The 15643-nt window shown below is 68.4% G+C and carries 16 protein-coding genes; 10 read left to right on the top strand and 6 right to left on the bottom strand.

Going from position 1 to position 15643, the window contains the following annotated elements; all coding sequences use genetic code 11:
- Nucleotides 1-84: 84 nt before the first annotated feature.
- Both LRA89_RS14220 and msrA read left to right on the top strand, forming a co-directional pair.
- Nucleotides 85-231, top strand: coding sequence for a hypothetical protein (locus LRA89_RS14220; protein WP_156349230.1), 147 nt, complete (start codon nt 85-87; stop codon nt 229-231).
- Nucleotides 232-293: 62 nt separating this feature from the next.
- A complete protein-coding gene (gene msrA, locus LRA89_RS14215) occupies nt 294-953 on the top strand; it encodes a peptide-methionine (S)-S-oxide reductase MsrA (RefSeq protein WP_230771197.1) in 660 nt (219 codons plus the stop codon).
- Between the two features lie 379 nt (nt 954-1332).
- Here the strand turns inward: msrA and LRA89_RS14210 are convergent, their stop codons facing one another.
- Nucleotides 1333-1731 carry a DUF1489 family protein gene (locus LRA89_RS14210; protein ID WP_230771195.1) on the bottom strand — a complete coding sequence of 133 codons (399 nt, stop codon included), beginning with the start codon at nt 1729-1731 and terminating at the stop codon, nt 1333-1335.
- A 31-nt stretch (nt 1732-1762) separates the two neighbouring features.
- Entirely contained in the window at nt 1763-3157 is a 1395-nt protein-coding gene (gene mgtE / locus LRA89_RS14205; RefSeq protein ID WP_230771193.1) for a magnesium transporter, read from the bottom strand.
- Nucleotides 3158-3285: 128 nt separating this feature from the next.
- On the opposite strand from mgtE, the gene LRA89_RS14200 reads away from it, so the two are divergent.
- Complete coding sequence (locus LRA89_RS14200) at nt 3286-3747, top strand: peptidylprolyl isomerase (protein ID WP_055762168.1); 462 nt, start codon at nt 3286-3288, stop codon at nt 3745-3747.
- A 133-nt stretch (nt 3748-3880) separates the two neighbouring features.
- Here LRA89_RS14200 and LRA89_RS14195 read toward each other — a convergent pair whose 3' ends face one another.
- Nucleotides 3881-4768: a LysR substrate-binding domain-containing protein gene (locus LRA89_RS14195; protein WP_055762166.1), complete on the bottom strand. Its 888-nt coding sequence runs from the start codon at nt 4766-4768 to the stop codon at nt 3881-3883.
- Nucleotides 4769-5050: 282 nt separating this feature from the next.
- Here LRA89_RS14195 and LRA89_RS14190 point away from each other — a divergent pair, with 282 nt between their 5' ends.
- The 6 genes from LRA89_RS14190 (at nt 5051) to LRA89_RS14165 (ending at nt 13272) form a co-directional block, all read left to right on the top strand.
- The gene (locus LRA89_RS14190; protein ID WP_230771190.1) at nt 5051-7339 is read left to right on the top strand and encodes a CDC48 family AAA ATPase; all 2289 of its coding nucleotides are present in this window, start codon (nt 5051-5053) and stop codon (nt 7337-7339) included.
- Nucleotides 7340-7517: 178 nt separating this feature from the next.
- Nucleotides 7518-8126, top strand: a complete 609-nt coding sequence (locus tag LRA89_RS14185) for a class I SAM-dependent methyltransferase (RefSeq protein WP_055762159.1) — start codon at nt 7518-7520, stop codon at nt 8124-8126.
- A gap of 69 nt (nt 8127-8195) precedes the next feature.
- Nucleotides 8196-9272: a type III polyketide synthase gene (locus LRA89_RS14180; RefSeq protein WP_230771188.1), complete on the top strand. Its 1077-nt coding sequence runs from the start codon at nt 8196-8198 to the stop codon at nt 9270-9272.
- A complete protein-coding gene (locus tag LRA89_RS14175) occupies nt 9269-9955 on the top strand; it encodes a methyltransferase domain-containing protein (protein ID WP_230771186.1) in 687 nt (228 codons plus the stop codon). The genes LRA89_RS14180 and LRA89_RS14175 overlap by 4 nt, the downstream gene beginning before the upstream one ends.
- Nucleotides 9934-11016: an NAD(P)/FAD-dependent oxidoreductase gene (locus LRA89_RS14170; RefSeq protein ID WP_230771184.1), complete on the top strand. Its 1083-nt coding sequence runs from the start codon at nt 9934-9936 to the stop codon at nt 11014-11016. Before LRA89_RS14175 ends, LRA89_RS14170 begins: the two co-directional genes overlap by 22 nt.
- Nucleotides 11017-11127: 111 nt before the next feature.
- Complete coding sequence (locus LRA89_RS14165) at nt 11128-13272, top strand: transglycosylase domain-containing protein (RefSeq protein WP_230771181.1); 2145 nt, start codon at nt 11128-11130, stop codon at nt 13270-13272.
- Here LRA89_RS14165 and LRA89_RS14160 read toward each other — a convergent pair.
- Genes LRA89_RS14160 through LRA89_RS14150 form a run of 3 tightly spaced genes read right to left on the bottom strand, consistent with a single transcriptional unit; the run spans nt 13242 to nt 14982 of the window.
- A complete protein-coding gene (locus LRA89_RS14160; RefSeq protein ID WP_230771178.1) occupies nt 13242-13946 on the bottom strand; it encodes a M48 family metallopeptidase in 705 nt (234 codons plus the stop codon). The genes LRA89_RS14165 and LRA89_RS14160 overlap by 31 nt on opposite strands.
- Nucleotides 13943-14377, bottom strand: a complete 435-nt coding sequence (locus LRA89_RS14155) for a YcgN family cysteine cluster protein (RefSeq protein WP_200911086.1) — start codon at nt 14375-14377, stop codon at nt 13943-13945. Before LRA89_RS14155 ends, LRA89_RS14160 begins: the two co-directional genes overlap by 4 nt.
- On the bottom strand, nt 14374-14982 hold the full coding sequence (locus tag LRA89_RS14150; RefSeq protein WP_230771176.1) for an SCO family protein: 609 nt from the start codon (nt 14980-14982) through the stop codon (nt 14374-14376). Before LRA89_RS14150 ends, LRA89_RS14155 begins: the two co-directional genes overlap by 4 nt.
- Before the next feature lie 56 nt (nt 14983-15038).
- Between LRA89_RS14150 and LRA89_RS14145 the strand changes: the two genes are divergently transcribed.
- Complete coding sequence (locus LRA89_RS14145) at nt 15039-15632, top strand: ankyrin repeat domain-containing protein (RefSeq protein WP_230771174.1); 594 nt, start codon at nt 15039-15041, stop codon at nt 15630-15632.
- The last annotated feature ends 11 nt before the right edge of the window (nt 15633-15643 follow it).

Genomic DNA, 15643 nt, shown 5'->3' with positions numbered 1-15643 from the left:
TCTTGCCTCGAACGAACGGGCGGCTCCTGCCGTCCGATGGCGCGCCCCTCCCGGTCGCGTTGCGGTGGCAAGAGGACGAGACAGATGACACAGACGCGCACCGGTTTCCTTCGCCATTTCATCAGCGGCTTCGCGCTTGGCGCGGTGGCGCTGGTCGCGGTGCAGTTCGCCGGCCCCAGCGAAGCCAAATCGGTCCACACCGCACCGGCGGTGATCGAACAGCTCGGCTGATCTGGCGGGGAGCGGTTGCGTTCCCCATATCGGCGGCCTCGCGTTCTTGCCGAGGAACCATCATGCACCCGCTGATTCCCGTGTCGCTCGTGGCCGCCGTTCTGGGCGGTGCCGTGCTGACCCTGTCTCCCGCCGTCGCCACCCGCGCGGTGCCGATCCCGACCGTCGCCAGCGACGTGCCGCCGACCCCCGGCCTTGCCACCGCCGTATTGGCGGGCGGCTGTTTCTGGGGAATGGAAGCGGTGTTCGAGCATATGAAGGGCGTGAAATCGGTAACGAGCGGCTATGCCGGTGGCACCAAAGCGACCGCCAGCTACGATCAGGTGTCGACCGAACGCACCGGCCATGCCGAGGCGGTGCGGATCACCTATGATCCGCGAATCGTCAGCTATGGCACGTTGCTGCGCGTCTATTTCTCGGTCGCGCATGATCCGACGCAGGTGAACGGGCAGATGCCCGACAGCGGCCCCAGCTACCGCTCGGCGATCTTTCCGCAGAACGGATCGCAGAAGCTGACCGCCGAACGCTATATCGCGCAACTGACGCGGGCGAAGGCGTTCGCCAAGCCGATCGCGACGCGGATCGAGCGCGGGGCCTTTTATCCGGCGGAGGCCTATCATCAGGACTTCGCGCGGCGGAACCCGTCGCATCCGTATATCATGCGCTGGGACAAGCCGAAGATCGCGGCGGCGAGGGCGGCGTATCCGGGGTTGGTGGTGTAGGCGGGGGCCTCCAGCGGCGACTGTCCTACACGCAGGAGCACCGCTATCCCGGCCTCCGCTCTTTCCCACCGTCAGAATAGCGGCCGCGAAACCTGCCCCAATTTCGCCCACATTCACGTCGCAAGTGTAAACTTTGTCAACTTTGGACGCGCGAACACCCCTCGCCGACCCGCCGCAACTCCAGACGTGCCTGCGAAGATTCGGTTTCACGCGAAGGCGCGGAGACGCGGAGGGGTTGCGTCCGGTGCTGCCGGATCGCGCAGCGATCTGTCGGCCGACTTGCTGAGAGCATGGGAGGACAATTCCGCTGACGCGGAACGATCAGGAGCCGCACCCTCCTCCGCGTTTCCGCGCCTCCGCGCAAACCCAGACTTCTTCTCTACAGCAGCCCCAACGCCATCAGCTCCCCGATCAGCCGGGGCGGCAGCTCGTCGGCGCCGCTCCCCTCCCCGCCGAGATCGGCCGGTGCGTCGGCCGCCTCCAGATAGCGCCAGCCCTGATGCGCGCGTTTCGGGCGGGCTTCGACCAGCACCAGCTTCGGCCCGAGATGGATCGCGACACGGCCCCCGTCGGCCTCGCCGAAGCCGAGGATCGGCGAGCGGGCGACCAGCCGGTGCTTCAGGATCCAGAAGAGCGAGCCGCCCTCCAGTTCCGCCACCCGTTTGGGCAGGTAGCGCGTGGTCAGCGCCTCGCCCGCGGCATGGCGCGCGGCCAGCCGCTCGACGAGCTGTTCGACATGATCGATGGCGAAGGCGACTTTGGTCAGGTGAAGCGGCACGGCGTCCAGATGGGGAGCGCGGCCGCCCGCCTCAAGCGGTCAGTCCGCTGACGGTCGCCAGCCCAAGGAACACGAGGAACCCCATCGAATCGGTGGTCATCGTCACGAAGATCGACGAGGCGACCGCCGGATCGGCGTTGAACCGGTCGAGCGTCAGCGGCACGAACACGCCGGCAAAGCCGGCGATGACGACGTTGAGCAGCATCGCGACGCCGATCACCCCGCCCAGTTGCGGATTGCCGAACCACAGGGTCACGCCGGTCCCGATCAGCGCGGCGACGGTCAGCCCGTTCATCAGCGCGATCACCATTTCGCGGCGGATCGCGCGCAGCGTGTTCGACTGGGTCAACTGGTTGGTGGCGAGCGCGCGGACCGTCACCGCCATCGTCTGCGTGCCCGCATTGCCGCCCAAGCCAGCGACGATCGGCATCAGCGCCGCCAGCGTCACCATCCGGTCGATCGTCGCGCCGAACGCGCCGATGATCGTCGCGGGCAGCAGCGCGGTGATGAGGTTGGTGATGAGCCAGCGCACCCGCGCCTTGTACGAATCGCGAATCGGTTCGTTGATGTCGCCTTCGCCGGCGCCCGACAGCAGCAGCGCGTCCTCGCCCGCCTCGGCCTGGATGATGTGGACCACGTCGTCGACGGTAATCATGCCGGCCAGCCGCCCGCTGCTGTCGACCACGGCGGCCGAGATCAGTGCATATTTTTGGAAGCGCAGCGCCACTTCCTCCTGATCCATGTCGACCGGGATCAGCGTCTGTTCGCGCGCCATCACATCGGCGATCGCGACCGAGCGGGGGGTGCGCAATATCCACGACAACTGGCAGGTGCCGACCGGCTTGTGCGCGGGATCGACGACGAAGATTTCCCAGAAATCGGTCGTCAGCACCTCGTCGGCGCGCAGATAGTCGAGCGCGTCGCCGACGCTCCAATGTTCGGGCACCGCCACCAGCTCGCGCTGCATCAGGCGGCCGGCGGATTCCTCGGGGTAGGACAGCGCCTCCTCGATCGCGGCGCGATCGTCGGGGTCGAGCGCGCGCAGCACCGCGCGCTGATCGGCATCGTCGAGATCCTCGATGATCGCGACGGCGTCGTCGGTGTCGAGCTGCGCCGCCAGATCGGCGACCTGGGTCGCGGTGAGCGCGTCGATCACCGCGTCGCGCACCCAGTCGTTCATCTCGGCGAGGACGTCGCCGTTCAGCCGCTCGGGAATCGCCGCCGCCAGCGCCGCGCGCTGTTCGCCCGGCACCAGTTCAAACAGGTCGGCCAGATCAGCGGGGTGGAGCGGCTCGACCAGGTCGCGCACCGCTTCGTCGTCGCCGTTCTCGACCGCGTCGCAGACCGCGCGGACGAATTCGGGCTTGAGCCGGTCGTCCTCGTCCAGTTCGCTCGTCTCAGGCTCGGGAAGGTCGAGTTCGGTCATGGGCGCAACCCTCCTTCGGCACGATTCACCCCCGCTGTAGCCATGCTGCACCGCCGTGCCAACGCCCGTACGGTTGCCAGTGCGGTTGCCAGTCCCTAGCTAGGGCGCCGATTTCAAGGAGTAGCTGAATGGCCGATACCCCCTCCACGCTCGTTATGACGCTCGACACGGGCGAAGTGCGCATCAAGCTGCGCCCCGATCTTGCGCCGAACCATGTCGAGCGCATCGTCAAGCTGGCCGATTCGGGCTTTTACGACGGCGTGGTGTTCCACCGCGTGATCGACGGCTTCATGGCCCAGGGCGGCGACGGCGGTCGCGGTGACGGCACCGGCGGGTCGAAGGAACCGAACCTGAAACAAGAGTTCAGCAAGGAACCGCATGCGCGCGGCGTCTGCTCGATGGCGCGGACGATGGACCCCAATTCGGCCAACAGCCAGTTCTTCATCTGCCTCGACGATGCGACCTTCCTCGACGGGCAGTACACCGTGTGGGGCGTGGTCGAAAGCGGCATGGACGCCGTCGACAAGCTGCCCAAGGGCGAGCCGCCGCGCAATCCGGGCAAGATCGTGACTGCGCGGTCGGAAGCGTAAGGCTTGGCCTTCTGTCGTCATTCCCGCGAAGGCGGGAATCCATAGACGCTGACGCTGCGGTTCTATCGTTGACGTTGGCGTTTATGGACCCCCGCCTGCGCGGGGGTGACGGGCGGGTATATTCTGTGGCGGTTTACTCCGCCGGCGCGTCCAGCGCCTGCACCAGCCAGTCGTGGAACAGCTTCACCGGCCGCTGCTGCAACAGGCGCGGGCGGCAGACGAACCAATGGCTGTAGGTCGAATTGACCGCCCGGTCGAACAACGGCACCAGCCGGTCGTCGCGCGCCGTTTCGAAATGTGATTCGAGCATGAAGGCGACGCCCAGTCCCTGCGCCGCCGCCTCCAGCATCAGCGTGCCCGAATCGAACCGGTCGATCGCGGCGGGTTCGAGGTCGGGCAACCCGACGGCATGCATCCAGTCGGCGAAGGTATCGGGCATGTCGCGGTGGATCAGCGCGGTATGCTGCGACAATTGCGCCGGATCGGTGATCGGCGACCGCTCGATCAGCGCGCGCCCGGCGATGGCATAGACCCGGTTGCGGTCGAGCCGCCGCGCATAGAGTGCCGGATCGATCGCATGATCGAGCACGATCGCGACGTCGAGCCCCTCGCCCAGCCGCCCCAGCCCATGGTGCGCGGTATCGAAATCGAGGTGCAGTTCGGGATGGCGTTCCTTCAGGTCGCCCATGCGCGGCATCAGCCGCTGGATCGCGAACAGCGGCAGCACGCCCAAGCGCAGCCGCAGCACCTCGACCGCGCCCGACATCTGTTCGACTGCGTCGCTCAGCGTATCGAGCGCGCCCGACAGCAACGCCAGCAACCGCTCGCCATCGTCGTTCAGGCGCAGCGCCTGATGCCGCCGTTCGAACAACGGCTTGCCGATGAATCGCTCGAGCGCCTGCACCCGCCGGCTGAGCGCGGGCGACGACAGCGCCAGTTCGTCGGCGGCGAGCTTCACCGAGCCGAGCCGCGCGACGTGAACAAATGCCTCAATGGCAGTCAGCGGGGGAAGCCGACGCATCCGACCCATCCTACTCTGGTTGCACTGCGGCACAGGCTGCACCGCTCTGCGTTCCAACGCAACTTCTTGAACGCATGCGATTGCAAAATTTGCAATATGAATTGATCTGTTCGCACTTGCACAATAATGCGCTGCACTGCACATAGGGGGTGCCTTTCAGGCATCCTCTCCTAAAACTTTACGGCCGGTCGTTTCGATCGGCCTTTTTTTTCGCCTTGTTGCCGGCAACATGCGCCCCATCTTCGCCGTTCGTCGCTTTCGACGAATGCTGGGGTGAACTGGATGGCAGACAGCGAAACGGGCGGGCGGCGGTTGCAGGTCGCGAACGCACGGCCCGAGGACAGCGGACGCGGCATCGCCCACCTGCCCCGGTCGGTCATGGCGATTCTTGGCGTCGCCGAGGGCGATGTCGTCGAGATCGTCGGCAAGAAGACGACGCCCGCGCGCGCGGTCGCCCCCTATCCGGAGGACGAAGGGCTCGACATCGTCCGTATCGACGGGTTGCAGCGCGCCAATGCCGGGGTCGGTTCGGGCGATCAGGTAGAGGTGCGCAAGGCCGAATCACGCGCCGCGACCCGGGTGGTGTTCGCGCCCGCACAACAGAATCTGCGGTTGCAGGGGTCGGCCAACGCGCTGAAACGGACGTTCTTCGGCCGGCCGCTGTGCCAGGGCGACATCGTCGCGACGACCGGGCACCAGCGGGTCGACAATCTGTCGCCCGGTGTCCGCCGCTACGTCAACGCGCCGGCATTCTCGTTGCAGGAAATCCGCCTGCTCGTTGTCTCGGCCCAGCCCAAGGGCGTGGTCCACATCGACGAATCGACCGAGATCGAACTGCGCGCCGAATATGAGGAACCGCGCGAGGCACGCCGCGCCGACGTCACCTATGACGACATCGGCGGCATGGGCCAGACGATCGACCAGTTGCGCGAGATGGTCGAGTTGCCGCTGCGCTACCCCGAACTCTTCCAGCGCCTCGGCGTCGATCCGCCCAAGGGGGTATTGCTGCATGGGCCGCCCGGCACCGGCAAGACGCGGCTTGCCCGCGCGGTCGCCAATGAATCGGATGCGGAATTCTTCCTCATCAACGGTCCCGAGATCATGGGATCGGCGTATGGCGAGTCGGAAAAGCGCCTGCGCGAAGTGTTCGAGCAAGCGACCAAGGCATCGCCCTCGATCGTGTTCATCGACGAGATCGATTCGATCGCGCCCAAGCGGGGCCAGGTATCGGGCGAGGCCGAGAAGCGGCTGGTCGCGCAGTTGCTGACGCTGATGGACGGGCTGGAATCGCGCGCCAACATCGTCGTCATCGCCGCAACCAACCGGCCCGAGGCGATCGACGAGGCGTTGCGCCGGCCCGGCCGGTTCGACCGCGAGATCGTGGTCGGCGTGCCCGACGAGCGCGGCCGGCGCGAGATTCTCGGCATCCATACCCGCGGCATGCCGCTGGCGGACGATGTCGAGCTGAACGAGCTGTCGCGCACCACCTATGGCTTCGTCGGCGCCGATCTGGCGGCGCTGACCCGCGAGGCGGCGATCGATGCGGTACGGCGGATCATGCCGCGCATCGACCTGTCGGCGGGCACGATCCCGCAGGAGGTGCTCGACAGCCTGTCGGTGACGCGTGAGGATTTCGTCGAGGCGTTGAAGCGGGTGCAGCCGAGCGCGATGCGCGAGGTGATGGTGCAGGCGCCGACCGTCCGCTGGGACGATGTCGGCGGGCTCGACGATGCGCAGATGCGGTTGAAGGAAGGCGTCGAGCTGCCGCTCAAAAGCCCTGAATCGTTCCGCCGCCTCGGCATCCGTCCGGCCAAGGGGTTCCTGCTCTATGGCCCGCCCGGCACTGGCAAGACGCTGCTGGCCAAGGCAGTGGCGCGCGAGGCGGAGGCGAATTTCATCGCTACCAAGTCGAGCGACCTGCTGTCCAAATGGTATGGCGAGAGCGAGCAGCAGATTGCCCGGCTGTTCGCCCGCGCCCGGCAGGTCGCGCCGACGGTGATCTTCATCGACGAACTCGATTCGCTGGTGCCCGCGCGCGGCGGCGGGATGGGCGAGCCGGAGGTGACGGCGCGGGTGGTCAACACCATCCTCGCCGAGATGGACGGGCTGGAGGAACTCCAGTCGGTGGTGGTGATCGGTGCGACCAACCGGCCCAATCTGGTCGATCCGGCGCTGCTGCGTCCCGGCCGGTTCGACGAGCTGGTCTATGTCGGCGTGCCCGATGCGGCGGGCCGGGCGCGGATCCTGAACATCCAGACGCAGAAGATGCCGCTGGCCGCCGATGTCGATCTGGACGCGGTCGCTAGGCGCACCGACCGGTTCACCGGTGCCGATCTGGAGGATGTCGTGCGGCGCGCCGGCCTGTTCGCTCTGCGCGACGGGCTCGACACGCGCGAGGTGACGATGGCGCATTTCGACGCGGCACTGGGCGAATCGCGCGCCTCGGTGACGGCGGAGATGGAAGCGGAATATCGCGCCATGTCCGCCCGGCTGAAGCAGGACGCGATCGCGATCCAGCCGATCGGCTTCATCGCGCCGGGTATGGTCGAGGGGCGCGGGCCGAAGGGGTGAGGATCCGGTCCATCCGTCCGGCGCAGGTCGGACGGATGGACCACCCGGACGGATGGGCGGCATGCTCTACCCACCGCACCGAACGCGACCCCCGCAACCGTTCGGCTTGCATGTTCGTTGCGCTTTTGCGACGACGACGTGACCACGGGTGCGCCAGCGCCATCCTTCGAGGATTTCCATGACGACGAGTTCCAGCACCGCGACACGACGGAAGCCGCGCGGTGTCCCTTCGCCGGCCGGCATTTTCCTGCGCGGGTTCGTCAAGCATCCGGTGATGGTCGGCTCGGTGATCCCGTCGTCGAACAAGCTGATCCGCAAGATGCTGGGGCCGATCGACTGGGCGAACGCCAAGGTCGTCGTCGAATATGGTCCGGGCGTCGGCACCTTCTGTCGCCCGATCCTCGAAAGGCTGGCGCCCGATGCGCAGTTGATCGTGATCGACACCAATCCCGATTTCATCGATTATCTGAACGCGACGATCCTCGATTCACGCTTTTCGGCGGTGCATGGCTCGGCCGCCGACGTCGAGGCGATCGTCGCCGATCACGGTCATGCCCATGCCGATTACGTGCTGTCGGGGCTGCCCTTCTCCACGCTGCCGCCCGGTGTCGGCGATGCGATCGCCGCCGCGACGCGCGCGGTACTGCGCAGCGGGGGGGCGTTCCTCGTCTATCAGTTCAATCCGCGCGTGCGCGACTTCCTCGACCGGCAGTTCGCCCGGATCGATCACGACATGGAATGGTGGAACATGCCGCCGGCGCAATTGTGGTGGGCGTGGAAGGACTGAGCTTTCCCGCCCCCCTGAAATGTTGCGGTGCGAAAACGACTTTCCGGTGGATCATGCGTTGAGCCGATGATGCCCGCCACCCCCACCACCGCATGGTTGAACGCCATCGGCACCGCCGTGCCCGGCCACGACATTCATTCCGCTTTCATTGGCTGGGCGCGCGAGCGGCTGGATGCGCGCGCGGTGCGGTTGTTCGACCGGATGGTCGATCGTGCCGACATCAGCCATCGCTGGTCGGTATTGCCGGCAAGCGAAGACGGCGGATCGCCGGTGGGTGCAGGCGGTTTCTATGCCGATGCCATGCCCGGCACGGCGGCACGGATGCGAATCTATGCCGATTCGGCGCCGATATTGGCCATCGCCGCGATCGAGGCCTTGCGCGAACAGATCGATCTGAGCGGCATCACCCATCTGGTGGTCGCCAGTTGCACCGGCTTCGTGGCACCGGGCATCGACCAGATCGTCGCCGCGCGGATTGGCCTTGCCCCCAGCGTCGAACGGCTGCTGGTCGGGTTCATGGGATGCTATGCCGCCGTCGCCGCGCTGCGCAGCGCGCGCCATATCGTCCGGTCCGACCCCGATGCGCGGGTGCTGGTGGTCACGGTCGAACTGTCGACGCTGCACCTGCAGCCCGCCACCGACCTCGAACCGCTGCTCGCGATGCTCCAGTTCGGCGACGGCGCGGCGGCGGCGTTGGTGAGCGGTGAGGCGCAAGGCTATGCGATCGACGCGCCGTTCGCCGCGACGCTGCCCGATTCGGCGGCGCTGATCCGCTGGGACATCACCGACGCGGGCTTCGCGATGCACCTGTCGGGCGAGGTGCCGGGGCGGATCGCCACCGCGCTGACCGATCCGGCGTTCGCCGCCGCCGCCACCGGCGGGCGGTCGCTGGCGGCGGTCGACGGCTGGGCGGTCCATGCCGGCGGGCGATCGATCCTCGACGCGGTCGAGCGCAGCCTGTCGCTGCCACCCGATTCGCTCGCCGTGTCACGCGGGGTGCTGGCGGCGAATGGCAACATGTCGTCGGCGACGCTGATGTTCGTGCTGGCGGCGATGCTGGCCGGGCCGCGTGTCGACAATGGCATCGCGCTTGCCTTCGGTCCGGGCCTCGCCGCCGAGGGTTTCGGCTTTCGGAGCGCGGCATGAGCTTCCCGCGCGTCCACGCCGAAGAGGCGATGGACGATCCCGCGCTCGATCCCGCCGTCTATGCCGCGGTGCTGCGCGATCTGGCGCGGGTAAACACGGTGACGATGGCGGCGCGCCCGACGCTTGGCTTTCTTGATTCGCTGGCGGGCAGGGGCGACCGGCTGAAGCTGCTCGACGTCGGCTTCGGCGATGGCGACATGCTGCGCCGGATCGCGCGCTGGGCGGCGGCGCGCGGCGTGGCGGCGGAGCTGGTCGGCATCGACCTCAACCCGCACAGCGCGGACGTCGCGCGTGCCGATACCCCGGTCGATCTGCCGATCACTTATCGCACCGGCGACTATGCCGATCTGGCGGGCGCAGGCTTCGACGTGATCGTCTCCAGCCTCGTCGCGCATCACATGACGCGCGATCAGTTGATCGCTTTCCTGCGGTTCATGGAGGCGGAGGCGGCACGCGGCTGGCTGGTCAACGATCTGCATCGCCACCGCTTCGCGCATGCCGGCTATCCGCTGCTCGCCCGCATCCTGCGTTGGCACCCGATCGTCCGCGCCGATGGCACGCTGTCGATCGCGCGGTCGTATCGTCCCGAGGAATGGCCGCCGCTGCTCGACGCGGCGGGGGTGCAGGGTGCGCGGGTCGTCCGCCGTTTTCCGTTCCGGCTATGCGTCGAACGCCGGCGCTGATCGCGGGCGGCGGCCCGGCCGGCGCGGTCACGGCGGCGCTGCTCGCGCGCGGCGGGATGCGGCCGCTGGTAATCGAGCGCGCGCGCGAGGTGCAGGACGCGCTGTGCGGCGGGTTCCTGTCGTGGCGCACGCTGCAATCGCTCGAATCGGTCGGCGTCGAGGCAGCGACGCTGGGCGGCCATGTCGTGCGCCGGATCACCATCCATGCCGCCGGACGGCTCGCCGGGGCATCGCTCCCCGCGCCGGCGATCGGCCTGTCGCGGCGCCGGCTCGATTCGCTGCTGCTCGCCCATGCCGAGGCGCTGGGCGCCGCCGTCGAGCGCGGCGTGGCGATCCGCTCCGCCGACCAGCGGGTGCTGCATACCGCCGATGGCGCCGCGGTGGCCGGCGACAACCTGTTCCTCGCGACCGGCAAGCACGACCTGCGCGGGCTGGCCCGCCCCGCCCCGCGCGATGCCGATCCGGCGATGGGGGTGCGCGTCCGGCTCGCCGCGTCCCCGGCGCTGGCCCGGATGATCGGCGATGCGATCGAACTGCATCCCTTCGCGGGTGGCTATGCCGGGATCGTGTTGCAGGAGGACGGCAGCGCCAACGTGTGCATGGCGGTGCGCCGGTCGCGGTTGCAGGCGGCGGGGAGCCTGCCAGCGCTGCTCGACGTGCTCGCCGCCGAAGCCCCGGCGCTCGGCGAACGGCTCGCGCATCGTGGCGCGGGGCAGCCGGTCGATGCGGTCGCCAACGTCCCCTATGGCTGGCGCACCGCGCGGACGATGTCCGGCGTCTATCGGCTGGGCGATCAGGCGGGGGTCATCCCCTCGCTGGCGGGCGAAGGCATGGGCATCGCGATCCGCAGCGGTATCCGCGCGGCGCAAGTCGCGCTGGGCGGCGGTACGGCGGAGGTCTATCAGCGCGATCTGGCGCGGGCGCTGCGCCGGCCGCTGGGGGTGGCGGGAATGCTGCGCCATGTCGCCGAACGGCGCGGCAGCGCATTGTTGCTCGGCGGAGTGTTTCCCGGCCTCGTCCACCGGCTGGCGGGCTGGACGCGGATCGATCCGGCGGGGTGATCGTCACCCTGCGTTCAGCCACCCGCCGCTACAGCGCCCGACTTTCCTGAAGCGTGGACATGCGCCGGGGCTTGTGCCCCGGGGCACCCGCGCGGTATCCGGCGCATCTTCATGGCACGCTCCTCCGAACGCTCTCGCAAGCGGTCCGCCGCAAAGCCCCGCTGGCGGCGCATCCTGCGCTGGGCGATCGGCACCGGCGTCGTCCTGACGCTGGTGGCAGTGATCGCGCTCGTCGTGGCGGTGTATAATGCCAAGGCGAACCTGCCGAGCTTCGACCAGCTCAAATCCTCGCCCAACGGCCAGATGATCCGGGTGCGCGCCGCCGACGGCACGATCCTCGTGTCGCTGGGGCCGAGCTATGGCGAATGGATTCCCTACAGCGAGATACCGGACGTGATGCGCGACGCGATGGTCGCGGTCGAGGACCGGCGCTTCCGCTCGCACTGGGGCGTCGATCCGGTGGCGATCGCGCGCATCACCAAATTCGCGATCGAGACGCGCGGCACCGGCCGCCGCCTGCAAGGCGCATCGACGATCACGCAACAGGTCGCGCGCACGATCTTCCTGTCGAACAGCTATACGGTCGGCCGCAAGTTCCGCGAGATCATCCTGGCACTCGCGATCGAGCGCAAGTTCAGCAAGAACCAGATTCTCGAACTCTATCTCAACAAGGTGTATTTCGGCGGCGGGGCGTATGGCATCGATGCCGCGTCGCGCCGGTTCTTCAACCATCCGGGCAACCGGTTGTCGCTGTCCGAGGCGGCGGTCATCGCCGGGCTGGTCAAGGCGCCGTCGCGCTATTCGCCGACCGCCGATGCCGAGGCGGCGGTAGGCCGCGCCGGCGTGGTGCTGCAACTGATGCAGGAAACCGGCGCGATCAGCGCGAGCGAGGCCGCCGATGCCGACCCGCAGGCGATCAAGCTGTCGCCGGGGCCGCAGCAGAACAGCGTGCGCTATTTCACCGACTGGGCACTGCCACAGCTCGAAACGCTGATCGACGAGACCGAGGCACCGCTCGACGTGTGGACCACGCTCGATCCGGGCATGCAGACGAGCGCCGATACCGCGATCCGCGCCAATGCCCCGGCGGGAACGCAGGGGGCGCTGGTCGCGCTCGACCGCGACGGGGCGGTGCGGGCGATGGTCGGCGGCAAGGACTATGTCTCGTCGATCTACAACCGCGCGACGCAGGCGACGCGCCAGCCCGGGTCGTCGTTCAAGCTCTTCGTGTATCTGGCGGCGCTGGAAGCGGGGATGAACCCCGACAGCCAGGTGCAGGACGCGCCGATCACCATCGACGGGTGGAGCCCGCGCAACAGCTCGCGCCGGTTCAGCGGGCAGGTGTCGATGCGCACCGCCTTCGCCTATTCGCTGAACACGGTCGCGGCGCGGCTGGGGCAGCAGGTCGGTTTCGGCACTGTCGCCGACATGGCGCGGCGCTTCGGCATCACCACACCGGTCGATACGCGGCCGGCGATGGTGCTCGGCACGTCGGACGTGCGGCTGATCGACATGACGCGCGCCTATGCCTCGGTCGCCTCCGGCGGGACGGCGGTGGTCCCCTATGGCATCACCCGCGTCACCGCCAATGGATCGGTGATCTACCAGCATCAGGTCGACAGTTCGCGCGTGCTCGTCGCGCCCTATGTGGCGCAGCAGATGACCGACTTGCTCCAGACGGCGGTGAATACCGGCAGTGGCCGCGCCGCGCAGATCGGCCGCCCGGTGGCGGGCAAGACCGGTACGACCAGTTCGAACAAGGACGGCTGGTTCATGGGCTTCTCGTCAGGGATCACCACCGGCGTGTGGATGGGCCGCGACGATGCCAAGACGGTCAGCGGGTTGCAGGGCGGCACCGCCCCGGCGCGCGCCTTCGCCGCGTTCATGCGACAGGCGGTGGCCAGCCGCCCGGTCGAGCAGTTCGACACCAAGGTGACGCTGCCCGAATGGCAGGAGGAGCCGGACGCCGAGAGCTATTACGGCCAGCCCGACGATCAGGTCTATGTCGACGAAAACGGCAACCCGGTGCCCGCGCCGCAGCAGCAGCCGGCACCGCAGGAGGGCGACGAGGTCGATCCGGCCGAACAGCAGCCGCAGGTGCAGCGCGTGCCCGACGAACAGCTCGATCAGGACTGGATCGATCGCGCGTTGGGACGCGGTCCGCGCGAGGCGGCACCGCCGCCGCGCCGCGCCCCGCCGCCCGAACGGCGCGCGCCCGACCGCCCTTATGAGGAAGAGTCGCGCCCGTACCAGTGAAGCGCCGCGCCGGATGCGCGCAGCCAGCGGCGGGCGTCGTCGGGATCGCCCTCGAACAGTTCGGCGACCAGCGCGTGGAACGCGGGGCCGTGGTGCATATGGATGCGGTGCGCCACCTCATGCGCCACGGTCGCACGGCGGACGGAGATGGGGGCGAGCAGCAACCGCCAGCTATAGCGGATCGCGCCGGTCGAACTGCAACTGCCCCAGCGCGCCCTGGGATCGGCGACCGCGACCTGCGCGACGGTGACGCCGGCCTTCGCGGCATAGTGCGCGGTATCCTCGGCAAGCAGGCGCAACGCCTCGCACCGCAACCAGCGTTCGATTCGGGTGGCGAAGGCTTCGGCGGGACCGCCACAGACCAGAACCGCCTCGTCATCCCGGCCTTCGCCGGAAGGACGGAGGACCGGCGTCCGCGACGCGCCCGCATCCCACACCAGCCGCACGTCGCGTCCGGCCACCGGCACAACCGCACCGTCGACGAACGGCCGGCCCTGCGGCAGCTTCGCCCGCTGCGCCGCGATCCATTCGGCCTTTTCGCCGGCCCATGCCACCGCCTTGGCCAGCGCCATGCGTCTGGGCACCGTGAGGCGTACCCGCCCCGTGGCCGGATCGACCGACAGCCGCGCGACCCGGGCGCGCGGATGGCGGACGACCTCGACCCCGTCGATCACAGCACGCGGTCGGTCAGGTGATCCTCCATATCGCCCACGTCGACCTCGCTGACGGTCCAGCCGCGCGTCGACTGGCCGGCGGCATGCACGCTCTCGCGGTCGCCGCTGTTCAGATAATGCCAGTCGGGCAGCGTCTCGCCATTGGCGCGCAGGCGATAGGCGCAGGTCGAGGGCAGCCATTCGATCTTGGCGACGTTGCGCGCGTTCAGCCGCACGCATTCGGGGACATAGGCATGGCGGTGGCGATAATCGCTGCACTGGCCCATCCGCCGGTCGAGCAGCTTGCATGCGACGTTGGTCGCATGGACCTCGCCGGTGTCCTCGTCCTCCAGCTTGTGCAGGCAGCATTTGCCGCAGCCGTCGCACAGCGCCTCCCATTGTGCGCGGTCGAGTTGCGCAAGGGGCAGGTCGTCCCAGAAGCGGCCGGTCATCGCACCCACTTCGCCAGCTCCTTCGCGACCGCCGCCGCATCCTCGTCCTGCGGCAGCAGCGCCACCGGGCGGCCCTGCGGGTCCATCAGCACCGCCGTGCGGCTGTGGTCCATCAGATATTCCGACGCACCGGGCGGCTGCGACTTGGCATAGGTGACGCCGTAGGCACGTGCCGCGTCGGCGATCGCCTGCGCCGATCCGGTCAGCCCGACCATGCGCGGATGGAACGCCGCGACAAATTTGCCGACGACGGCGGGCGTATCGCGCTCGGGATCGACGGTGATGAAGATCGGCACGACCTTGTCGCCACGTTCGGGCTCGTCGGCCTCGAACGCCTTGAGGCCGGCGGCGATCGTCTGGAGATCGACCGGGCAGACGTCTGGGCAATAGGTATAGCCGAAATACACGATGCGCCATTTGCCGGCGAAGTCGGTGTCGCGCACCACCTGGCCCTGCCCGTCGGTCAGCACGAACGGCCCGCCGATCCGCGCGCCCGCCAGCGGCGGCGTCTCGGCCGGTTGCTCGCCGCCGCCGCATGCGGCAAGCAGCAGCGCGAGCGCGGGACCGACGGTTCGCAGATAGCTGTTCATGGTGTTGTTGCCCATGATCTGATAGGCGATTCCATGCAAGCCATGCGTGTGTCCGCCGGGGAGTATTTGGAATGAAGCCGATCCGTGTCCTGCTCGCCGCGACGTTGCTGCTGCCCGCCGCCGCGCAGGGCCAGCAGACGTCGCCGGGCTACAGCTTCCTGAAAGCGGTGCGCGACGAGGACGGCAACAAGGTGAACGACATTCTGGGTCAGCCCGGACAGACGATCATCAACACCAAGGACCGTTCGACCGGCGAAGGCGCGCTGCACATCGTCGCCAAGAGCGGCAACCTGACCTATCTGCGCTTCCTGCTCGCCAAGGGAGCGAACCCCAATCTGCAGGATAATCGCGGCAACACGGCGGCGATCTATGCGGTCGAATCAGGCTCGGTCGAGGCGGTCGACGCGCTGGCGGCGCGCAAGGCGAACCTCAATCTGGGCAATTCGAGCGGCGAGACGCCGCTCATCCGCGCGGTGCAGTTGCGCAATCCCGACATGGTCCGCACGCTGGTGGCGGCGGGCGCCAACCCCGATCAGGCCGATGTGATCGCCGGCCTGTCGGCGCGCGACTATGCCCGGCGCGACACCCGCACCCCGGCGCTCCTCCGGCTGCTGGAGGCCGCCCCGGCCAAGCCCAAGGCGGCGGTCGCCGGCCCGCGCCTGTAACGCGGACTGGC

Source organism: Sphingomonas sp. Leaf4 (genome assembly GCF_920939515.1).
Classification (GTDB): domain Bacteria; phylum Pseudomonadota; class Alphaproteobacteria; order Sphingomonadales; family Sphingomonadaceae; genus Sphingomonas.
Note: the sequence above shows the minus strand (reverse complement) of the source record. Positions and strands in the feature narration are given on the sequence as shown.